The 22,090-nt window shown below is 31.9% G+C and carries 18 protein-coding genes; 7 read left to right on the forward strand and 11 right to left on the reverse strand.

All coding sequences use genetic code 11. From position 1 onward, the window contains the following. Nucleotides 1-4: 4 nt before the first annotated feature. A complete protein-coding gene (locus AX016_RS14375; RefSeq protein WP_100896273.1) occupies nucleotides 5-1,183 on the forward strand; it encodes a THUMP-like domain-containing protein in 1,179 nt (392 codons plus the stop codon). Here the strand turns inward: AX016_RS14375 and AX016_RS14380 are convergent. The 5 genes from AX016_RS14380 to AX016_RS14400 all read right to left on the reverse strand — a co-directional run bounded on the left by AX016_RS14380 (nucleotide 1,180) and on the right by AX016_RS14400 (nucleotide 6,027). After that, a complete protein-coding gene (locus AX016_RS14380) occupies nucleotides 1,180-2,103 on the reverse strand; it encodes an alpha/beta hydrolase (protein ID WP_100896274.1) in 924 nt (307 codons plus the stop codon). The genes AX016_RS14375 and AX016_RS14380 overlap by 4 nt on opposite strands. Nucleotides 2,104-2,115: 12 nt before the next feature. Beyond that, nucleotides 2,116-2,841, reverse strand: coding sequence for a M15 family metallopeptidase (locus tag AX016_RS14385; protein WP_100896275.1), 726 nt, complete (start codon nucleotides 2,839-2,841; stop codon nucleotides 2,116-2,118). Between the two features lie 5 nt (nucleotides 2,842-2,846). Continuing rightward, on the reverse strand, nucleotides 2,847-3,515 hold the full coding sequence (locus AX016_RS14390) for a hypothetical protein (protein WP_100896276.1): 669 nt from the start codon (nucleotides 3,513-3,515) through the stop codon (nucleotides 2,847-2,849). Nucleotides 3,516-3,597: 82 nt separating this feature from the next. Next, nucleotides 3,598-4,305 (reverse strand): gluconate 2-dehydrogenase subunit 3 family protein, encoded by a 708-nt coding sequence (locus tag AX016_RS14395; RefSeq protein WP_100896277.1) that lies wholly within the window; start codon nucleotides 4,303-4,305, stop codon nucleotides 3,598-3,600. Between the two features lie 3 nt (nucleotides 4,306-4,308). Next, complete coding sequence (locus AX016_RS14400; RefSeq protein ID WP_100896875.1) at nucleotides 4,309-6,027, reverse strand: GMC family oxidoreductase; 1,719 nt, start codon at nucleotides 6,025-6,027, stop codon at nucleotides 4,309-4,311. A 438-nt stretch (nucleotides 6,028-6,465) separates the two neighbouring features. Between AX016_RS14400 and AX016_RS14405 the strand changes: the two genes are divergently transcribed. The 6 genes from AX016_RS14405 to AX016_RS14430 all read left to right on the forward strand — a co-directional run bounded on the left by AX016_RS14405 (nucleotide 6,466) and on the right by AX016_RS14430 (nucleotide 16,940). Further along, nucleotides 6,466-9,267: a M16 family metallopeptidase gene (locus AX016_RS14405; RefSeq protein ID WP_100896278.1), complete on the forward strand. Its 2,802-nt coding sequence runs from the start codon at nucleotides 6,466-6,468 to the stop codon at nucleotides 9,265-9,267. A gap of 19 nt (nucleotides 9,268-9,286) precedes the next feature. Continuing rightward, a complete protein-coding gene (locus AX016_RS14410; RefSeq protein ID WP_100896279.1) occupies nucleotides 9,287-10,666 on the forward strand; it encodes a TlpA disulfide reductase family protein in 1,380 nt (459 codons plus the stop codon). A gap of 228 nt (nucleotides 10,667-10,894) precedes the next feature. Next, nucleotides 10,895-12,880: a cytochrome c biogenesis protein CcdA gene (locus AX016_RS14415; protein WP_442861203.1), complete on the forward strand. Its 1,986-nt coding sequence runs from the start codon at nucleotides 10,895-10,897 to the stop codon at nucleotides 12,878-12,880. A 46-nt stretch (nucleotides 12,881-12,926) separates the two neighbouring features. After that, on the forward strand, nucleotides 12,927-13,376 hold the full coding sequence (locus AX016_RS14420) for a protein-disulfide reductase DsbD domain-containing protein (protein ID WP_100896280.1): 450 nt from the start codon (nucleotides 12,927-12,929) through the stop codon (nucleotides 13,374-13,376). 165 nt (nucleotides 13,377-13,541) lie between these two features. After that, nucleotides 13,542-14,255, forward strand: coding sequence for a YebC/PmpR family DNA-binding transcriptional regulator (locus AX016_RS14425; RefSeq protein ID WP_100896281.1), 714 nt, complete (start codon nucleotides 13,542-13,544; stop codon nucleotides 14,253-14,255). Between the two features lie 216 nt (nucleotides 14,256-14,471). Continuing rightward, nucleotides 14,472-16,940, forward strand: coding sequence for a VPS10 domain-containing protein (locus tag AX016_RS14430; RefSeq protein ID WP_100896282.1), 2,469 nt, complete (start codon nucleotides 14,472-14,474; stop codon nucleotides 16,938-16,940). Between the two features lie 119 nt (nucleotides 16,941-17,059). Here the strand turns inward: AX016_RS14430 and AX016_RS14435 are convergent, their stop codons facing one another. The 6 genes from AX016_RS14435 to AX016_RS14460 all read right to left on the reverse strand — a co-directional run bounded on the left by AX016_RS14435 (nucleotide 17,060) and on the right by AX016_RS14460 (nucleotide 22,039). Beyond that, entirely contained in the window at nucleotides 17,060-17,596 is a 537-nt protein-coding gene (locus AX016_RS14435; RefSeq protein WP_198519470.1) for a 1-acyl-sn-glycerol-3-phosphate acyltransferase, read from the reverse strand. Between the two features lie 50 nt (nucleotides 17,597-17,646). Then, entirely contained in the window at nucleotides 17,647-18,780 is a 1,134-nt protein-coding gene (locus AX016_RS14440; protein WP_100896284.1) for an FAD-dependent monooxygenase, read from the reverse strand. A 93-nt stretch (nucleotides 18,781-18,873) separates the two neighbouring features. Beyond that, nucleotides 18,874-19,953: an iron-containing alcohol dehydrogenase family protein gene (locus AX016_RS14445; protein WP_100896285.1), complete on the reverse strand. Its 1,080-nt coding sequence runs from the start codon at nucleotides 19,951-19,953 to the stop codon at nucleotides 18,874-18,876. A gap of 80 nt (nucleotides 19,954-20,033) precedes the next feature. Continuing rightward, nucleotides 20,034-20,738, reverse strand: a complete 705-nt coding sequence (locus tag AX016_RS14450) for an HAD family hydrolase (RefSeq protein ID WP_100896286.1) — start codon at nucleotides 20,736-20,738, stop codon at nucleotides 20,034-20,036. Then, the gene (gene kdsB, locus AX016_RS14455; RefSeq protein WP_100896287.1) at nucleotides 20,729-21,457 is read right to left on the reverse strand and encodes a 3-deoxy-manno-octulosonate cytidylyltransferase; all 729 of its coding nucleotides are present in this window, start codon (nucleotides 21,455-21,457) and stop codon (nucleotides 20,729-20,731) included. Before kdsB ends, AX016_RS14450 begins: the two co-directional genes overlap by 10 nt. Before the next feature lie 12 nt (nucleotides 21,458-21,469). Then, on the reverse strand, nucleotides 21,470-22,039 hold the full coding sequence (locus tag AX016_RS14460) for a DUF4126 domain-containing protein (RefSeq protein WP_100896288.1): 570 nt from the start codon (nucleotides 22,037-22,039) through the stop codon (nucleotides 21,470-21,472). Nucleotides 22,040-22,090: the final 51 nt, after the last annotated feature.

Below are 22,090 nucleotides of genomic sequence, written 5' to 3' on the forward strand. Positions count from 1 at the left end.
TAGTTTGAATACCGCTATTTTACATACCAACGTACAAAATTTTATTGCTGAAAATTTAGAAACAGACATTATGCCTATTCTACTTAAAAAAGATACATTTAACGATGTAACCAATAAAGAATTAGCAGCACAAATTGAAGCTAAAAACAAGTGTAAAAGCAAACTACCAACGTGGTTTACAACGCCAAATATCTATTATCCCAACAAGTTAAACATAGAGCAAACCTCATCAGAAAAAACAGCTACATACAAGGCCTCCCTAGTAAAAGGAAAAACGCTTATAGACCTTACCGGTGGCTTAGGAGTAGATTGCTTTTATTTTGCTAAAAAAATAGCTTTAGTTCACCATTGCGAAATTTCTGAAAACGTATCTAAAATAGCAGCACACAATTTTAAAACTTTAGGTGTAAAAAATATTAATACATGCAGTGAAAATGGGATAGATCATTTAAAAAACACAGATTTATTTTTTGATTGGGTTTACATAGATCCATCTAGAAGAAATGATGCCAAAGGAAAAGTGTTTTTTTTAGAAGATTGTTTACCAAACGTACCAGAACATTTAGATTTAATTTTTAGCAAAGCTGATAATATACTTATAAAAACATCTCCGTTATTAGATTTTTCAGTTGGTATAAAATCATTACAAAATGTAAAAGAAATACACGTTGTTGCACTTAATAATGATGTAAAAGAATTGCTTTGGGTTTTAGAGAAAGACTATACAGGAGACATACATATTAAAACCATAAATCTAACTAAAACTGAAGATTTGGTTTTCTCTTTTAATTATACTAATGAAAAAGAGGCTGTATTTACCTATAGTGAACCTCAACAATACATTTATGAACCTAATTCTGCTATTTTAAAAGCAGGAGCATTTAAGTCTGTAGCAGCACATTATAAATTACACAAATTGCATGAGCATACCCATTTGTACACCTCTAATGACTTAATAGATTTTGCTGGGAGATGTTTTAAAGTTGAAACACAAATTGTATTTAATAAAAAAGAAATTCAGCACTTACAACTAACAAAAGCAAACATTACCACACGTAACTTTCCAGAAAGTGTAGCTAATATTCGCAAAAAATTTAAAATAAAAGAAGGCGGTAATATTTACTTATTTTTTACAACAGACTGCAATAACAAAAAAGTTGTTTTATTGTGTAGCAAAGCTTAATCTAAGTTATTAATCCAATTTACAAGTAAGTTAGTCCAATTAGACAGTTTTTTATTTTTAAACCCTAACGCAAAACCGTGACCACCAGACTCATAAATATGCATTTGTACCGGTACACCTTTATTTTTTAAAGCGCTATACATTAGTAAACTATTTTCTACAGGAACAGCAGTATCATCTGTAGCATGTACCAAAAATGTTTTAGGAGTTTCTTTTGTTATATTTAATTCTGCCGAAAATTGTTTTTTACTAGCTTCAGAAGCTACTAAATTTTGCAATAAGTTATTTCTACTTCCTTTGTGTACGTATTCTTCTTTAACAAAAGTAATTACAGGGTATACAAGAGCCATAAAACTTGGCTTTGCAGAAATAGAATCTATTTTATCTTTTGCTTTATATATCTCATCATTAAAGTGTGTTCCTAGTGTAGATGCTAAATGTCCGCCTGCAGAAAAACCTAATATCCCTACATCATCAGAATTTATATTCCATTTTTTTGCATTGCTACGCACAAGTCTTATTGCTCTTTGAGCGTCTTGCAAAGGAGCATTAGAGCCTACCTTTAAAGATTTAGAATTTGGCAACCTGTATTTTACAAGTATACCTGCTATACCTTTAGTGTTTAAAAATTTAGCAATATTTATACCTTCCCAGTCATAAGCAATAAACCCATAACCTCCTCCAGGAAAAATTACAACAGCTTTTCCGTTTGCAATTTCTTTTTTAGGCAAGTAAACTTCTATTGTAGGTTTTTGAACATTGCTAACTTTTATAATTTTATCAGTAACTACTTTCTCTACCTCCTTAGTTACTTTTTGATTAGGAATTTGATCATTCCATAATGGTAAAATTATATTTTGAGAATATGTATTTACATAAAAGAACAGAAATACTGCTGCTGTAAAAAGTAACTTTTTCATACGTATAATTATTTATTTACAATCCCATTTAAAGTTAGCCACTTTGGCATTAGACATAGCGGATAAATTGTAATGCCACCACTCTGTACGTATAGACCAAAAACCATGTTTTTCCATTGTTTCTTTTAACAACTTTCGGTTGGCTAAAATTTCTTCTGGTAAATTGGTATTATCGTGATATGCTTTTTTACCAAAAAAATCAAAATCTGTTCCCATATCTACTTCTATACCGTCTAATGTCTCTAGTGTAATATCTACAGCACCACCTTTATTGTGTATAGACCCTTTTTTAGGGTTTGCAACATATTGCGGGTTTGGTACAATCTTCCACATTTTATATTGCACAGAATTTGGTCTGTAACAATCAAAAAACTTAATACGGTATCCAAGCTTTATAAAATCTGAATTAGCTGCTAAAAGTGCTTTAGCTGTTTTTGCACGAGTATAACACTCTGGACAATCATATACTTTTTCTTTTAAAAAATTATTAGTAGTTGCATATCTCAAATCATAAGCAAAATCACCACTAAAATCTGCTATACGCACAAATGTAGTATCTGCAATACCTATAAGGGATTTGTACTTTATTTCTGTTTTAACTGGTGGTACAACAACAGTATCTTTTTTAACTAGCGTAGTGTCTTTAGTTATTGTATTGGTAACAGCTGTTGTTTTACTGTCTTTACAGGCAATAGTAATACAAATTAGTAATATTGGTAATAAGTGTTTTGATGTCATAGTATTTAATTGCCGTAAATTAATTCTCCTTGCTCTATTAGTTTATCGTTATAATCATCCTTTATCCTAAGGTCTATTATTTCAAAAAAGTTATGCTTATAAAATCGTTTATAGAGTATTTTTTCAATATGATTTATATCTAAATTATCAGTTCCAGAAATTTTATATCCTATTACGGTATAAGGAGATTCATACTCTTTTGTATTAATAAACTCTGCAACGTATACATTTTCAACTGGAACCAAATTTTTATTTAGCTCTTTTATTGTTTTATATATTTCTTTTTTTTCCGTTTTATCGACTTTAGAAAAAATAGTATGCATAATTTTTATGTCTACTTCTTTATTAACTAAACTATTAGAAGTTATATTTAGCATAATATCCTGAGTAACATCTATACCTCCTTTTTTGTTGGATTTATAAATATTATACGTTAAAAAAGGGCCTTTAAATATAAACCAAGGTCCAAAAAATAGATTCAGTTTATTATATTTTTTCATATAATAATCTAGTTCTATCTTGTTCTGAATAAAAATTGCAGGAGAAAATCTTAGTAAAGAAATAAAACCTAAACTAACTCTATAATTAAAAACTACAAATTTACCACCAGAATCTACATTGCTTTTAAGAATCTCGAGGTCGCTAGTTTTTAGATTATCTAACTTATGTATCATAAAAATTGACTTAAAAACAAAAATTGCCTTTAGATTATAACTCTAAAGGCAATTTAACATTCTTAATTTAAAACCAAATGATTTATGTAATTAAATTCATATCATCATCCCATTCTGCCATAATATTACGTTTACTTTGGTCTACAAACTTAGGCATCCAGTCTTTTGGATAAGATTTTCCGTGTTTGTCTAATACATCTTGTGGTACTCCATCCCAAACATTAGGCGTATTTCCTTTATAACCTAAGTCTTCTAACCCTTCTTTAGATGTGTAATAACCAGTAACAGTTAAATTACGCATTAGAGAAAAGAAGTTTTGCTCGTACGTAGGCTCTTTCTCATCTGGGAAAGCTATACCGTCTAAAATAACTTTTTGTTGTTCTGGGGTTGCTTTTTTAAACTCTACACTATAATCTTTATTACTAGTATGGTCTAACCACATTAAGCCTCCTTTAAGCTGAGTTTGATAAGCTGGTATATCTTTTGCCATAAACTCTATAAAATCTGGCACACCTGCATCTGTAGCACTACCGTACTTTTCATTAGCAGGTAAAATTAGAGCACATAGTACACCTAATGTTTCCATTTGGTGCTCGTTAAAAAATTGTTCTGCTTGTAACTTTGCTATTTGTTCTTTTTCTTCTGGTGTACGTCCAAAATACTTTTCGTCTATAGCAGCTTCTTCAGGTGCAACAGCATCACTATCTGTACCTGGTTTACAACCGTTTAAAGCTAAACCACCGGCAACACCGCCAAGAATAATAGATTTTATACTTTTTCTTCTATCCATAACTTAGATATTTTGCTTTTTAAACTGTTCTACTATATAATCTGATGTTCTCCAAGCCAATGCTAAAATTGTCCACGTAGGGTTTTTATCGGCTTGTGACACAAAAGGGCCTGCATCTACAATAAAAACATTGTCTACATCATGCATTTGCTCGTATTGGTTTACTACAGATGTTTTTGGGTTATTACCCATACGTGTAGTACCTACCTCGTGTATAATTTCTCCTGGTTTGTTTAGACCATAATCTTGTTCTGCGGTTGGTGTATCTCCTAACACCTTACCACCCATATTATGAATTATTTCTTCAAAAGTTTGCTGCATATGCTTTGCTTGGTTACGCTCGTAGTCTGTCCATTTATAATTAAAACGTAATACTGGTATACCAAATTCATCTACAGTTGTTGGGTCTATCTCACAGTAATTACTTTCTTGTGCAATAGATTCTCCTCTACCACCAAAACCTAGTGTAGCTCCGTAATACTTTTTAACATCAGAACGCAAACTATTACCATAGCCACCTACTTTTTCTCCAAAGTACTCATTAAAACTATTTGGGTTAAAGCCAAAACCATAATTAGGCATACCCATACCTCCCCAAACCTCTATGTGGTAACCTCTAGGGAAATCTAATTTTTTATTATCTAACCACCATGGCGAATATACGTGCATACCACCTACTCCGTCTTCGTTATACATTTTACGATCCATCATAGCTGGTATAAAACCACCTCTACTAGCACCGGTAGAATCATGGAGATATTTACCTATTAAACCACTGCTATTACCTAAACCGGCAGGGTGTTGTTCACTTTTAGAATTTAAAAGAATACGAGCAGAACTACAAGCAGAAGCAGCCATTACTACAACCTTACCTTTTAGTCTATACTCCTTACGATCTTCTTTATTAATATATAATACACCGGTTGCTTTACCCTCATCATTGGTAGTAACCTCTCTAACCATAGAGTTTACAAACAAATCTATTTGTCCGCCATTATTTTGGGCCGGAAAAATTAAACAACTCCCAGAAGAGAAATCTGCATAGTACTGGCAAGATCTACCACATTGACCACAGTATACACATACGCCACGATCTTTGTTTACTTTTTTAGTTACCATAGACATACGAGCAGGAATTACAGGAACACCCGTTTTTTTGGCTCCATCCATATAATACAACTCGTGTAACCTAGGTTTTGGTGCAGGTAAAAAGAATCCGTCTGGCTCGTTTACCAAACCTTCTTTAGAGCCAAAAACACCAATTAACTTATCTACTTTATCGTAATACGGTTTAACATCATCATAACCAATTGGCCAGTTATCTCCTAAACCATCTACATCTTTATGTTTAAAATCTCTTTCGCTAAAACGTAAAGAAATACGTCCCCAGTGGTTGGTTCTACCACCTAACATTCTAGATCTAAACCACGCAAATTTAGAACCGTTTTTTTGTGTGTAAGGTTCTCCTTCTATATCCCATCCTCCAAGAGCCATATCAAACTCTCCAAAATCTCTAACGGTATTTGCTCCTCTACGTGGAGACTCATAAGGCCATTTAAATTGTGTTTGTTGTTTAGGGTCTTTAGGATCAAAAAACGGACCTGCTTCTACTACAGCAACTTTAAGTCCGGCTTCAGACAAAACTTTGGTTGCCATACCTCCACCAGCACCAGAACCAACTATGATAACGTCATACATAGTTGAAGATTCTATTATCTGCATATTATTTTTATTTGAGTTAATTTGGTTAATTGCAATAATCAAAGTGGCTAATTAAGCCCTTTAATTTTATTTTTTGTTTGGTAATCTTCAAAAAACTGAAGTCACTAATTTAGAATTTTTAATTCTAATACAATTTAAAAATATGTTAATACGAGTAAATCTTTGTGTATTTATAGACGGATAACAAATTATCATCGACTAGCGTAAAAAAATAAAAAGCATTAGCAACTTACAATTTCTGCAGCATAAATTTAGAGTTATAGTCCCAAACAGTACCTATAATATTAGTCAACTTAAAAAAAAGACAACACATTTTGTAACAAGTTAGGAATAGGAACACTAACCTTTTATAGTTTATTTAACAAAATAATTATAAGGGTTACACTTTGTTTTAACGTCTTTTATTAAATACTCATTAAAAACTAACAAATTTAAAGAATGAAAAAAATCACAACATTACTTAGTTTATTTCTTTGCATTGGGTTAAGTGCCCAACAGCTAGATTTAAACCAACCATTGCCTGTAAACACTAAATTTAAAAAAGGTGTTTTACCTAATGGAATGACCTATTATATATACAGTACAGATGTAACCAAAGATGTTGCCAGTTACTATATTATACAAAATGTAGGATCTGTTTTAGAAAAAGATAACCAACAAGGTTTAGCTCACTTTCTAGAACATATGGCCTTTAATGGCACAAAAAACTTTGCTGGTAAGGGAATTTTAAACACTTTACAAAAACACGGTGCTGTATTTGGAAGAGACATTAATGCTTACACAGGTTTTGATGAGACTGTTTATAATATGGATAACATACCTACTAAAGATGGTTTAATTGATACTTGTTTATTAGTATTACATGATTGGTCTAATTACCTATTACTTACTGATGAAGAAATAGATGCAGAGCGTGGTGTTATTAAAGAAGAATGGAGAACACGCCAAAATGGTAGAATGAGGATTTTACAGCAATCATTACCTGTTATGTTTAACAACTCCAAATACTCTAATAGACTACCAATTGGTTTAATGGACGTTGTAGAGAATTTTGAATACAAAGCTTTACGAGATTTTTACCACGATTGGTACCGTACAGACTTGCAAGCTATTGCAATTGTTGGTGATATTAACGTAGATGAAATTGAGCAAAAAATTAAAGATAAGTTTTCTAAAATACCTGCTGTTAAAAACCCTAGAGAACGTTTTTATGTAGAAATTCCAGGCAATAAAGAAATGCTATACAATATAGCTATGGATGAAGAAGTTTCTACAGCTGGTATAAGTTTTAGTATTAATCACCCTAAAAAAATAAAAGAGCAAACTATTGGAGATTTAAAAACATCTCTTTTAAGAGGTATGGCTACATCTATGGTCTCTACAAGACTTAATGAAATACAGCAACAACCAAATGCTACCTTTTTAGCTGCTAGAGTAAAATTTGGAGAAAAAGCAAAATTAAATAACGACTTTTCAATTGATATTACTCCTAAACCAGGACAGCAACAAAATGCTTTTGCTGAAGTAATGAACGAAGTTAATAGAGCTTTAAAATTTGGTTTTACAGAAGGAGAAATAGATCGTATAAAAAAACAATACGTTAACTATTATGAAAATGCAATTAGTAAAGAAGATGATACGTCTCACGGACAATTAATAAATGCTATAAAGGCAAATTATTTATCTAAAGAAACTATTACCCCTATTGCAGAAGAATATAAAATTGTACAAGCAATATTTGCATCTGTTACTAAAGAAGATTTTAATAATACTTTTAAAGCCCTATATACCAAAGAAAACAGAACGCTAAGTGTTACTGGTGTTAAAGGAAAAAACAATCTTACAAAAGAAGAAGGATTGGCTATTATTGCTGCATCAGAAAATAATAATGAGTTAACAGCTTACACTGATAAGTTTAGTGGCAAAACATTAATCTCTGGTGTGGATATTAAAGCAGGTAGTATTGTATCTGAAGAAGAAAATAAAAATACAGGAGCTACAATATTTACATTAAGCAACGGTGCTAAAGTGTATTACAAATTTGCAGACAAAAATAAAAATGACGTTAGACTAACTGCTACTAGTTATGGTGGTACATCTTTATTAAATACAGAGGATCTACCGTCTGCAAATATTATGGGGAACATAGTACAAATGTCTGGTTTAGGAAGTTTTTCTGCTACAGAATTGCCAAAAGTACTTGCAGGTAAAACAGCTAGTACAAGTGTTAACCTATCTAGCTTATCAGAAAACATTAGTGGTTCTTCTACAACTAAAGATGTAGAGACTATGCTACAAATGGTTTATTTACGTTTTGAAAAACCAAGGTTTGATGAAGATGCGTACAAAGTTTTACAAGGTAACATTACCAACTATTTGGCACGTAAAAGCAAAGACATAAATTCTAAAATGCAAGATAGCGTTACCGTAACTTTATACGGTAATAACAATCCTAAAGTTCGTCTTATGGACAAAGCTTATATGGAAGATGTTACGTTTAATAAAATGAAATCTGTTTACTTAGATAGATTTAAAAATGCTGCTGATTTTACTTTCTTTATCGTTGGCGATATTCAAAAAGATGCTTTAAAGCCGCTATTAGCTAAGTATATTGCTAGTATTTCTGCCAGTACAACAAGAGAAAATTACAAAGTAGATCCTAATGTTTGGGTAAACAATAGTATAGACAAAGATATCTTCTTAAAAATGGAAGACAAAAAAGGTTCTATTAGAATTGGGTACAAAAACAAAATGAAATACAGCATAAAAAATGCTATTTTAGCTAGTGCTTTAGGAGATATTTTACAGTTAAGAATTACAGAAACCGTTAGGGAAGCAGAAGGTGGTGCATACTCTCCAAGAGCAGGTGCTAGCTTTAGTAAAAGACCTGTATCTGAAGGTTCTATTTCAGTTAGTTTTGATTGTAATCCTGACAAAGTAGACCAACTAATTAAAATTGTACATACTGAAATTAAAAAAGTTGCTGATGGTAAAATTAACCAAGTAGACTTAGACAAAACCTTAACCAACTTTATTAAAGAACGTAAAGAATCTAAAGATTATAATAGGTATGATATGAGCCTATTACAAAATTATGTTTTGGAAGGTTATAATATGAACGATCCTAAGAATTTTGAAAACATTGTAAACTCAATTACAGCTAAGGATGTTCAAAAATTTACTAAAACATTATTAAAAGGCGCAAAAACTTACGAGATTGCGTTTAAACCAAAATCATAATAATACCAAATAACTATTTATGAAAAAATCATTATATACATTAAGTCTTGCTGTAATTAGCTTAGCAGCCTGCAAAACAGAAAAACCTGCCCCAATAGATTATGCTATTGTTAGCGGAAAAATTACCAATGCAAGTAACACAGAATTATTAATTGCAAGCTATAAAGACAGGAGTGCTATAGATACTTTAACAATAGCTGCAGATGGTACTTTTACAGATACTATACAATCACCTAAAGGTCAGTATGCATTAGTTAACGATAAAAATAGAACTAATCTTTACTTAGAAGAAGGTTTTAATTTAGCTGTTAATGCAGATGCTAATAATTTTAATAAGAGTGTAACCATTACAGGTAATGGTTCTGCAGAAAATAATTTCTTTAAGAGCAAAAGCGAAAAAGAAGCTAGTTTTAGAGGAGGAGACAATCCTTATACTTTAGAAGAAGTAGCTTTTAAAGAGAGAATGACTAATCAAAAAAATGCTATTAACTCATTAATTGATAGTACCAAAGGATTATCTGAAAGTTTTAAAACGGCACAAAAAAAAGATGCTAATTATAGCTACCTACTAAACTTATCTAATTATGAAAGTTATCACCAGCACTATGCTCAAAAGCCTGACTTTAAAGTTTCTGAAAACTTTTTAACTGAGTTAAATGCTGTTGACTTAACTAACAAAGAAGATTTTAACAACTCTACTTCTTACAAATCTTTAGTAGGTGCACACTATGGCAAAATTGCAGGAGAAAAAGCAGAGAAAGATTCTATGTCTTATGACCTTGCTATGTTAAAAACAATTGCACCTATAGAGTCAGAGGTTATTAGAAATGGTTTATTAAAAGAATCTGTTTTTGGAATTACAGTTACAGAAAAACTAGATGAGTATTACACTACTTTTATGGCAGCATCTACAGATGAAGATCAGAAAAAAACAATAAAAGAGTATTACACTAAATTAAAAGCTGTAGAAAAAGGCAATCCTTCTCCTAAGTTTGTTGGTTATGAAAACCACGCTGGTGGCAAAACATCTTTAGAAGACTTAAAAGGAAAATATGTATATATAGATGTTTGGGCTACGTGGTGCGGACCTTGTTTAGCAGAAATCCCTGCTTTAAAAGAAACAGAAAAAGCATACCACGGTAAAAACATAGAGTTTGTAAGTATTTCTGTAGATAGAACAGATGCTTATAATAAATGGAAACAAATGGTTGTTGACAAAGAATTAGGTGGTATACAACTAATCGCCGATAATAATTTTGAATCTAACTTTATACAAGACTACGTTATACAAGGTATTCCTAAATTTATTTTATTAGATACAGAAGGTAATATTGTAAATGCAAATGCTCCTAGACCATCTGACCCTAAGTTAAAAGAAGTTTTAAATAGCCTGTTGTAATACAGTAAACTATACACTTTAAAATATAAAAATCATCTTGGTAAATTATCAAGATGATTTTTTTTATTATATATTTTTATTTTTATGTCACCCAAACCACTTGTAATCTACTCTTATATTAACAAAGCGTAAACTTAACTTTAAAATATTAACCAAATTTAACAACATTAAAGTAAGGGTTCTTTGTTATTTTTACGTCTTAAATTATATATCCATAAATATTATATTTTGAACAAACGTACTTTTTATTTTCTCCTAGTTATTTTTACTACTATTTTTAGTAGTAATGTAAAAGCACAGATACTAGATCCTGTTAGTTGGTCTACATCTGTAGAAAAAATTTCAGAAACAGAATACGACTTAGTAGTAAAAGCTACTATAGATGGTTCTTGGCATTTGTATTCTCAACATTTAGAAGAAGGCGGACCCGTAGCTACTGAATTTACTTTTGCAGAAAGTGAGGACTACACATTAGTAGACTCACCAACTGAAGAAGAAGGACATTCTGCTCCAGAACCTGCTTTTGATAATATGATGGTTAAATATTTTGAAAACTCTGCAACATTTAAACAACGTATAAAACTTGTTAACAAAGAGTTATCTATTGTAAACGGAGAAGTAAGTTATATGGTTTGTAATGACTCTAAATGCTTACCTCCTACTTACAAAGACATTGTATTTAATATAAAAACAGAAAAAACTCCTGCAACAACAGAAGCTAAAAAAGACGAAGCTAATACTAGCAAAGAATCTAAAGAAAAAGATAGTTCTAAAAAGGGGTTATTTTCTATATTCTTTTTAGCATTTTTATCTGGGTTTGCAGCCTTGCTAACTCCGTGTGTATTTCCTATGATACCTATGACAGTTAGTTTCTTTACAAAACAAAGTAAAACTAAAGCTAAAGGTATACGTAATGCAGTTATTTATGGCCTTTCAATTATTATAATATACCTTTTATTAGGTATTATAGTTAGTGCAGTTTTTGGTGCAGATGCATTAAATGCGCTTTCTACCAATGTATGGTTTAATGTTATTTTCTTTTTACTATTATTAGTATTTGCAGCGTCATTCCTTGGAGCTTTTGAAATTATGCTACCAAACTCATGGGCAAATAAAGTAGACAAACAAGCAGACCGTGGTGGTTTGGTTGGTATTTTCTTTATGGCTCTTGCCTTAGCTATAGTTTCATTCTCTTGTACAGGTCCAATTGTTGGTACATTGTTAGTACAAGCCGCTTCTGGTGGTAGCCAAATAGGGCCAATCGTAGGTATGTTTGGTTTCTCTTTAGCAATTGCATTGCCATTTGCGTTATTTGCAGCTTTCCCTGGTTGGTTAAACTCTTTACCTAAATCTGGTGGCTGGTTAAACTCTGTAAAAGTTGTTTTAGGATTTTTAGAACTTGCATTAGCATTTAAATTTTTATCTAATGCAGATATGGTTTTACAAATGCATTTATTAGAGCGTGAAGTATTTATAGCAATATGGATAGCTGTTTTTGGAGCCTTAACTTTATATTTATTTGGAAAATTACAATTACCACATGATTCGCCTTTAAAACATATTTCTGTAGGTAGATTAAGTTTAGGTTTGGTAACATTGGCATTCACTATTTATATGATACCTGGTTTATGGGGAGCTCCATTAAACTTAATTAGTGCTTTTCCCCCACCACAACATTATAGTGAGTCTCCTTACGGTGTTGGTAATATGCAAAATGGTGGTGGCGCAGCTACACATACTCAAGAAATACCAGAAGGTGCACATTTAATGGCACCCCATAACATACTTGCTTTTAATGACTATGAAAAAGGATTAGCTTACGCTAAAAAAGTAAACAAGCCCGTTATGATAGATTTTACAGGTCACGCTTGTGTAAACTGTAGAAAAATGGAACAAAACGTTTGGGTAAAAGACAACGTTTTAGATGTTTTAAAGAATGATGTTATTTTGATTTCTTTATATGTTGATGAAAAAATTAAGTTTGAAGGCGAAGCTCCTGACTCTAAATTACGCCCTGGAAAAAAGCTACGTTATACTGGTCAGCAATGGAGTGAGTTACAACAAATACGTTATGGCACAAACGCCCAACCATATTACGTTCTTATAGACCATGATGAAGAAAATTTAAATCCCCCAGTTGCTTATACACCAGATGTAACTGAGTATCACAACTGGCTAAAAGAAGGAGTTGGTAATTTTAAATCTAAAAAATAATTGGTATGCATTTTGCAAACCTAAAGTATAACCTTAAAAAAATACAATGAAAAAATACATTTTAGCAGCCGTAGTTTTAATGATTAGTATAAGTTCTTATGGACAAATATTAGAGCCAGTAAAATGGACAACATCAGTAAAAAAAATATCTTCAACAGAGTACGATTTAATTGCTACCGCAACAATAGATGCTGGTTGGCATTTATATTCTCAAAATGTTCCAGAAGGCGGGCCAATAGCCACTACTTTTATTTTTGAAGAAGGTAGTAACTATAAACTATCTGGAAAAACAATAGAAGAAAAAGGACATACTGTAGATGACAAAATGTTTGATATGAAAATTACATATTTTGAAAGTAAAGCAAAATTTACACAACGTGTTAAATTAGCAAAACCAGGAAAAACAAATGTTATTGCAGAAGTAGAATTTATGGTTTGTGATGACACTAGATGCTTACCTCCTACTTATGTAGATTTAGATTTTGCTATACAGTAAAAAATAATTCACAAATAACTTTTAAAAAGAGAGTAGCCAATTGGCTACTCTCTTTTTTTTTTACAAAAAACTCAATTTAGTTGGCTAAAAGATTAACCATCATTTGCTACGGTCTTAAAATTTCTTAAATTTGCTTTTATACTAATTTTTATAGCATTTTAATTTATGGGAAGAGCGTTTGAGTTTAGAAAGGCACGTAAAATGAAGCGTTGGTCTGCAATGTCTAAAGCATTTACTCGTATTGGTAAAGACATTGTAATGGCAGTTAAAGAAGGTGGTCCAGATCCAGATTCTAACTCTCGCTTAAGGGCTATTATCCAGAATGCAAAGTCTGTAAATATGCCTAAAGATAACGTAGAGCGTGCTATTAAAAGAGCATCAGACAAAAGTTTAGGAGACTTTAAAGAAGTTCTTTTTGAAGGATATGCACCACACGGTATTGCTATTTTAGTAGAAACAGCTACAGACAACAATACAAGAACTGTTGCTAACGTACGTAGTTACTTTAATAAATGTAACGGTAATTTAGGTACTTCTGGTTCTGTAGAATTTATGTTTGACCATACTTGTAACTTTAGAATACCTGCTGAAGGTTTAGACCCAGAAGAACTAGAACTAGAGTTAATAGATTTTGGTGCAGAAGAAGTCTTTGTAGATGATGATGGCATTTTAATATATGCTCCTTTTGAAAGTTTTGGTGCCATACAAAAAGAGTTAGAATCTAGAGAGTTAGAAATATTATCTTCAGGTTTTGAGCGTATACCACAAGTAACAAAAGCTCTTGATAATGAAGAGCACGTTGCAGAAGTAGAAAAGCTTTTAGAAAAATTAGAAGAAGATGATGACGTACAAAACGTTTATCATTCTATGCAAGAATAATATATATTAAATACAATACAAAAGGCCTTCAAAAATATTATTTTGGAGGCTTTTTTATATCAAACAACCACATTAGCAACTACCTATGAGCTAATGCAGCTTAATTAATAAAATATTAAATTACATCTAAATACATTTTTTTGTAAGAAAATTAATACATTTATAATAGGTTTAATAACCTACTATGATTTTATATTAACCTATTAATTTTTAAAAATGAAAAAATGTATTACTTTTTTTTGGCTGTTACTTACTTCAATTATTTTAAACTCACAAAACCATAATTGGCAAAGAACAAACCCCGGAGGTGGTGGTTGGTTTGGGTCTATTGGAGTAAGCAAATCTGGCATTGTATTAGCCGGAAGTGATTTAAGTGGAGCTTATAGAAGCAAAGATGGAGGGAAAACTTGGGACGTTTGTGGTAACTCTAGAGGAATTAGTGGAACTCATATATCTGGTATGGGATTTCATAAAACTAAAGGTAATGTAATGTTTGTGGCCAGTAACGGACTTTACAAAACTACAAACGGAGGAGATTCTTGGAGAGTTGTGCTACCTGATGGTAACAAAGGATATATAAGTGATATTGAGTTTGGCACCAATAACCCATCTATAGGTTATGCTGCAAGACATCAAGGAAACTGGAACACTTTAAATGCAGAAATTTGGCGTACTGTTAATGAAGGAAATACTTGGAAAAGAGTAGATGTAGATTTACCTAATACTAGAATAATTAAAGTTGTAGTAAATCCTAAAAAAGCAAATGAAGTGTACGTTATAACAGGAAAAGGAAGACCTGTATGTGCTGTAGCAGATGTTTATAAAAGTACCAATGGAGGTAAAAATTGGAAAAACATAACTGCAAACAATAATTTTGGAGGATTTACAGAAGTAGCAGATTTTGCAATTGACCCAAATAATCCTAATACACAATACCTTACCGCTGTAAAAGCTGACTGTAGTAATAAATTCTGGACAGAAGGTTTAGATAGTAAGCTTTATAAAAGTACTAATGGAGGTAACTCTTGGTTTCAAATACAAGAAAGAGGAGGTATTATATTAATTAATCCAATAAATTCTAATGTTACAACTATAGACACTAGGGCTACTGCCACTTGGAATCCTCGTTCGGGAACTTGGGTCTCACAAAATAAGGGTACAAATTTCACAAAACTAGGAGATGTATCAACCTGGGAAACAGCATCTCAAGGAAATACACAAGGTACTTACGGCAGTATTGGCGATGGGTATAGCAGAACAATAGCACAAGACCCGTCTAATCCAAATAACTTATACTGGACAAATTCGCAATGGGTATTGGGATCCAAAGACGGAGGTAAAAAATTTACTGTAATGCACAGTAATAAAGAAGGAGCTAAAGATTGGCAAAGTACTGGGGTAGACAATTTGGTTAATATAGATGCAGAAATAAGTAAAAAAGACCCAAATTTAATTTACCTAGCACTTGCTGATATGGGTATATGGAGAAGCTTAAACAAAGGGAAAACTTGGGAGAACTGTAACACTGACGACGCAAAATACGGTTGGGGAAATGGAAGAGGTGGAAACTTTCATTCTATTGCATCAGACCCTTCTAGGTCTAATGTTGTTTGGGTTACTTGTAAAGAAGGTTACATACTTAAAAGCACAAACAAAGGAGAAAGGTCTAGTTGGGTAGAAAAAAATAAAGGAATTTTATCTAAAAAATATGTAAATGGCCTTTCTATTAATACAAAAAGCCCCGTTAGCAATAGAACCCTTTATGTAACAGCTAATGGAGATGTATATAGAAGTAAAGATGACGGAAATAATTGGTCTAGAGTATTACAAGGAAAATTTTGCAATCATACCCAAGTAGATAACTTTAACGGTAACATTGTTTATGCAGGAGGCACTAAAGGTTTATGGAGGTCTACGAACGGTGGGGACAATTGGCAAAAAGTAAATCAATTAAGTGATTTACCAAGTAATAATAATGATTTAGACATTAGAATTAAATCATATAAAGGGATTAGTGATATTGTTACAGATCCAAACAATGCAAATTGGGTATATGTTGCAGTAACAGGTTTTGGAGAAAACAGAGGTTTATACCTTAGTAAAAATAAAGGAAACAGCTGGGAAAAAATTCTTACGGATAAGTATATGAGAAAAGTAGCTATTATGCCAAAAAACTCAAATATTATTTATGCTACATCTTCAAGTGCCATTGGTTCTGGAGGATTACTTAATGGAAGTAATGGTATATGGTTTTCTAACAATGCCGGCGCTACGTGGACTAAACAAAATAATGGCGCTGCTTACCCTTTATTTAATGCCATAGACGTATCAAACGAAAACAAACCCTATGTTTTAGCTGGTTCTCAGGGTACAGGTTTTCAAAAAGCTGAAGTTGTATTACCTAACACCAGAAGTTTAATTAATACTGGAGGTAATTTAGAATTAGAAAGTAGTACTCCTAAAAAGCTAACTATACACCCAAATCCTGTAGATAATATTTTATATATAACTGGATTATCAAAAAAAGAACACTTATTCAATATCTATAACTCAACCGGAATAGCTGTTATAAACGGAAGTATTGCTGTTGCAGAAGATATAACATCTTTAGATGTAAGTAACTTAAAAAAAGGTGTTTATATTTTATTTATTGATAGTGAAACAATTCGTTTTTTAATTAAATAGATGAATTATATAAAATCTAATTTTATTTATAATTTTTATCCTAAATAAATTAAACATATTAAAAAAGCTGAACAATTTTAAATTGTTCAGCTTTACTTATTTTATTATCAATACAAAAACTACATATTATTTTTAACCCTACCTTCTACTCCTTCAAAAAAAGCTTCGTAGGTTTTAAAATCTAATTCTGTATTATCTGTAGTACCTAGAGCTTCAGATATTTTTATTTCTTTTTTACCATAATCAAATGCCACCATAACTACAGGTACATTTGCTTGTTTTGCAATGTAATAAAACCCTGTTTTCCATTTAGAAACTTTACTACGTGTACCTTCTGGTGCTAGGGTTAAATGTATTTTGCTAGTGTTTTTTATCAAGTCTGCACAAGCATCAACAAAATTATTACTCTTTGTACGGTCTATTGGCATACCGCCTTGCCATCTAAAATACCAACCATAAGGCCATTTAAACAAGCTTTTTTTTCCAACAAAATTAAACTCTTCATTAAGAACTCTACGTATAAGCAAGCCTAAGAAAAAATCTAAATTGCTAGTGTGTGGTACAACTATTACAACACATTTATCAATTTTTGGAAAAGACCCATTTAGAGTCCACCCCATTATTTTAAAATATATAAATTTAGCTATTGCGTGCATCATCAATCTCTCTTCTTAAAATTTATCTCTTTTTCTACCGCAAAAATACACTACTCGTTATCTAATTTATAAACGTAATGCATTTTTTTATCAATTAAAGATTTAGGAAGGTTTTTAAAAACCATATTCCTAATTATAGATCCAAAGCCTAAATGTGCTATTTTACCTGTTATCCAAGACTGGTTTACAATAGAAGAAACTTTTTTATAACGTACTTTTTGAAATTCTTCAAATGCATTTTTCGTTTTATTTTCAACAATAATTTTAGCTAAAAAATAGGCGTCTTCAATTGCTTGCGCACCACCCTGCCCCATATTTGGTGTTGTAGCGTGGCCTGCATCACCTAACAAACATACCTTATCTGAATACCATTTTTTAATTGGTTTAAGATCTATAATGTCATTTCTAAGGATATTACTTGTTTCTGTATTCTCAATTAAATCTTTAACTACAGTTGTATAATCATTATACTTTTTAAGTAAATCCTCTTTTAAAGTCTCTCTATCATCCGTTAAAAATGGCTTACTCTTAACTACCGCAAACCACGAAGTTTTATCTTTAGAAAGCTTAGATATACCAAACCTTGTTTCTTTTCCCCACATTTCTAAACCACGATGATTAAATTCTTCTGGCAATTTATACTCTGTAACGCCACGCCAACAGGTTTGTCCGCTATATCTAATTTTACTCTCTGGAAATAGTTGCTTACGTATTACAGAGTTTATACCGTCTGCTGCAATTACAAAATCTACCGTAGTTGTAGTAGCATCTAAAAACTGAAGTTCTACTCCTTTATTAGTTTCTGTGTAACTCTCCAGACCTTTTCCCCAGCTAATATTAGAATTAGCTACATTTTTAGCCAGTACTTTTTGCAATTCTGCCCTATGTATAGCAATAGTAGAATAACCATACTCCTCTTTAGCTTCATCTTGTCTACTGTCTGTAAGTGGTTTTAAATCTGCTGTTGCTATTGTTATACGATCTATAGAGTTACCTGCATCTTTAATCTGATCTAAAATACCCAACCACTCATACACTTTTAGTGCATTTGGAGCCAACCATATTCCTGCTCCAATAGCATTAATACTTTCTGCTTTTTCGTATAAATGATACGGTATACCTAACTTTTTAAAAGCCAAAGCCGTTGTTAAACCTCCAATACCAGCACCTATTATAGCGTACATTTTATTTTATTTATAGTTATTTATAAAATTACTACAAAAAAAGCCGAAAGTGCATACACACTTTCGGCTTTTTTTAAATTATATAAAAGTCTATTATATTTTTGCGTAAATAGATCTTAATTTCTCTGGTGTTGCAGTTTTTTTCCAATCTTTACCTAAAGCATTTTCCCAAAGCGGCTCTAAGCTTAAGGCAACATTAATCATAGTTGTAAACTCATCTTCAGTAAGATCTTTACAAATACCAGTTGGTAATGTAATATTATGTTTATCCATCATTTTATAAAACAATTTTACACCTTCAGGATAAAACTCTTCTAAATGATTAAACACTAAACAGTTTCCTATACCATGTTTTACTCCTAACAAATAAGACAAACCGTAACTTAACGCATGTGCTACACCTACTTGTGAGTAAGCAATACTCATACCGCCGTGCCAAGATGCCATCATTAATTTGTCTCTAGACTCGTCTTCTGGAATATCTTTTAAATACACATCATTACAAAGCTCCATTGCTTTTTCGCCATAACTTTGACTAAATGCATTTAAAAAAGTACCTTCTAAAGACTCTACACAATGTATGTAGCAATCCATACCTGTGTAAAACCACTGATCTTTTGGTACGCCTTGTGTTAAATCTGGATCTAATACAACTTGATCAAAAGGAGTGTAATCTGAATTTATACCCAATTTACGTTCTGGGCCTAATAATACTGTTGTTCTAGAAACCTCTGCACCTGTACCACTAATTGTAGGTACACCAACGTGATAAATAGCTGGGTTTTTAACCAAATCCCATCCTTGGTATTCTGCAGAACTACCTGGGTTGGTTAACATAATAGCTACAGCCTTTGCCATATCTAACAATGTACCACCACCAATACCTATAATACCAGAAGGCAACTCATTATACTCTGCTTTTATTTGTTCTACTAGAGCATCTACTTGGTATGTTTTTGGTTCAAATTCTGATGAAACAAATATAGTTTTATCATTCTCTACCAAAGGTATTCTGGCAGCTAACTCTTTACCTTTAAAAACATCATCAATTAAAAAAATAAAAGGTGCATTCGCACTTTTACGTTTCAATTTTAAAATATCTCCTATTTGGCTAAAACTACCGTTCCCAAAAATTACTCTAGGTACCATTGGGAAATTTCTATATGTTGTCATAGTATTATATCTATTAAGTATGATAAGACAAATTTAAGCAAACCTATCTTGTTATATGAATTTCTTATTCTAAAAAAATGTTATTTTAAATAGTCCAAAATATCTTCAATCTTGTCTAAAGTTAAATAGGTATTAGATTCCTCTTCTTCTTTAGATACCGTTTCATGAACCCAAGTGGTATGAAAAGGAATGTGTACCGCTTGTGCACCCAGCTTAACAATAGGTAACACATCAGACTTTAAAGAATTACCAAGCATTATAAATTCTGATGTTTTAATTTGAAGGTGATCTAACAAGTTTTTATAGTTCTCTTCCTTTTTATCACTTAAAACTTCTACGTGATGAAAGTATTTTTTTAATCCAGATTTTTCTAACTTTTGTTCTTGATCTAATAAATCTCCTTTAGTTAAAACTATTAATCTGTATTTAGACTGAAGCTTTTGTAAAACAGACTCAACACCTGGTAATAACTCTACCGGTTGCTCTATCATCTCTTTACCTATATCTAAAATTTTAGCTATTACAGAATTGTTTACTTTATTGTTAGACAGTTCTAAAGCAGACTCTACCATAGACAATACAAATGCTTTTATGCCGTATCCGTACCGACCTAAATTTTGCATTTCCATTTTAAAAAGCTCTTGATCTATTTTGTTTTTAGTCTCATACCCTTCTAACAGCTCTGCAAAACGTTCTTCTGCCTCTCTAAAGTACGTTTCATTAACCCAAAGCGTGTCATCGGCATCAAAACCAATAACTTTTATATTCTTGTAGTCTACTTCCATTCTGCCTGTGCTCTTTCTAAATCCTCTGGCGTATCTATCTCTATACCAGATGTATTATCTACAATCATTTTTATTTTTTTACCATATTCTAAATAGCGTATACACTCTACTTTTTCTGATGCTTCTAAAGGCAACATTGGTAAATTATAAAAATCCATTAATGCAGATTTTCTAAAAGCATAAACACCTTTATGCTCGTAGTATTTTAGATCTACATTTTTTTCTCTAGGATATGGTATTGGAGAACGAGAAAAATACAGTGCAAAATTTCTGTTATCTACTATAACTTTTACAAAGTTTGGATCTTTAATATCTTCTTCATTTGTCATTTCAGACATAATAGTGGCCAGATCTATTTCTTTTTTATCGTCGTTTTTAAAAACAGATAACAACTCTTCTAATCCCTCTTTTGGAGTAAAAGGCTCATCACCCTGAATATTAAAAACAATATCTACATCCATATTTTCTACAGCCTCAGCTATACGGTCGCTACCACACTCATGCTCCTTAATACTCATTATAGCTTTGCCACCAGCTTTTGTAATAGTATTGTAAATAGTATCGCTGTCTGTAACTACAAATACATCATCAAATAAATTTGTTTTTACAGCTGTTTCATAAGTTCTAACAATTACGGGCTTACCCGCTAAATTTTGCATTAGTTTACCTGGAAATCTAGATGCTGCATAACGCGCAGGAATCATTGCAATAATCTTCATGTATCTCTTTTTCTATTTTTTACGTTTGGGCATTAATTTTCTGTACATTCTAAAAATTAATGCTAGTATTATTACTACCAAAACAGCTCCAATTACAGGAGCTACAATGGTTGCTGTAGATACAACCACAGCTGTGCCTGTTTCTACAGTTGCTACAATTGGGTTTGCTAAACCACCTGTTGTAGCCGTAGATGTTAATCTTGTTGCGGCAGAAGTACCTTTAATAGCGCTAGCTGTACCACCACCAGCAATAATTGCCAAGGACCAAGTTATAACTGGATCTAAATTTGCAACTGTAGATACCATAACTGCGGTACCTGCAATTGCAGCCAAAGGTATGGCAGCAGAATCTAATATATTGTCTACCCAAGGAATAAAATAAGCAAAAATTTCTACTACTGTTGCTACTCCTAAAACTATTAAAGCTGGTAAGCTCCCAATCCAGTTCCAACTTTCATTTAGCTCCCATACACCAAAGTAAGAGGCTAAACTTAATGCAAATAAAGGTAAAAAGACTCTAAAGCCTACAGATGTAGCCAAGCCTATCCCTAAAAAAATACTAATAATGGTTTCTGATGTCATTTGTAATGGTTTTATGTGTTTAAGTTGCTCTTAAAAGCAGCTATATGGTTA

The organism is Cellulophaga sp. RHA19, assembly GCF_002813425.1.
GTDB lineage: Bacteria > Bacteroidota > Bacteroidia > Flavobacteriales > Flavobacteriaceae > Cellulophaga.

Bases quoted from the DNA above. Each gene is read 5' to 3' on its own strand.
- AX016_RS14380 (WP_100896274.1), bottom strand. From the start codon at position 2,103: ATGAAAAAGTTACTTTTTACAGCAGCAGTATTTCTGTTCTTTTATGTA.
- AX016_RS14385 (WP_100896275.1), bottom strand. From the start codon at position 2,841: ATGACATCAAAACACTTATTACCAATATTACTAATTTGTATTACTATT.
- AX016_RS14390 (WP_100896276.1), bottom strand. From the start codon at position 3,515: ATGATACATAAGTTAGATAATCTAAAAACTAGCGACCTCGAGATTCTT.
- AX016_RS14395 (WP_100896277.1), bottom strand. From the start codon at position 4,305: ATGGATAGAAGAAAAAGTATAAAATCTATTATTCTTGGCGGTGTTGCC.
- AX016_RS14400 (WP_100896875.1), bottom strand. From the start codon at position 6,027: ATGCAGATAATAGAATCTTCAACTATGTATGACGTTATCATAGTTGGT.
- AX016_RS14405 (WP_100896278.1), top strand. From the start codon at position 6,466: ATGAAAAAAATCACAACATTACTTAGTTTATTTCTTTGCATTGGGTTA.
- AX016_RS14410 (WP_100896279.1), top strand. From the start codon at position 9,287: ATGAAAAAATCATTATATACATTAAGTCTTGCTGTAATTAGCTTAGCA.
- AX016_RS14420 (WP_100896280.1), top strand. From the start codon at position 12,927: ATGAAAAAATACATTTTAGCAGCCGTAGTTTTAATGATTAGTATAAGT.
- AX016_RS14425 (WP_100896281.1), top strand. From the start codon at position 13,542: ATGGGAAGAGCGTTTGAGTTTAGAAAGGCACGTAAAATGAAGCGTTGG.
- AX016_RS14430 (WP_100896282.1), top strand. From the start codon at position 14,472: ATGAAAAAATGTATTACTTTTTTTTGGCTGTTACTTACTTCAATTATT.
- AX016_RS14435 (WP_198519470.1), bottom strand. From the start codon at position 17,596: ATGCACGCAATAGCTAAATTTATATATTTTAAAATAATGGGGTGGACT.
- AX016_RS14440 (WP_100896284.1), bottom strand. From the start codon at position 18,780: ATGTACGCTATAATAGGTGCTGGTATTGGAGGTTTAACAACGGCTTTG.
- AX016_RS14445 (WP_100896285.1), bottom strand. From the start codon at position 19,953: ATGACAACATATAGAAATTTCCCAATGGTACCTAGAGTAATTTTTGGG.
- AX016_RS14450 (WP_100896286.1), bottom strand. From the start codon at position 20,738: ATGGAAGTAGACTACAAGAATATAAAAGTTATTGGTTTTGATGCCGAT.
- kdsB (WP_100896287.1), bottom strand. From the start codon at position 21,457: ATGAAGATTATTGCAATGATTCCTGCGCGTTATGCAGCATCTAGATTT.
- AX016_RS14460 (WP_100896288.1), bottom strand. From the start codon at position 22,039: ATGACATCAGAAACCATTATTAGTATTTTTTTAGGGATAGGCTTGGCT.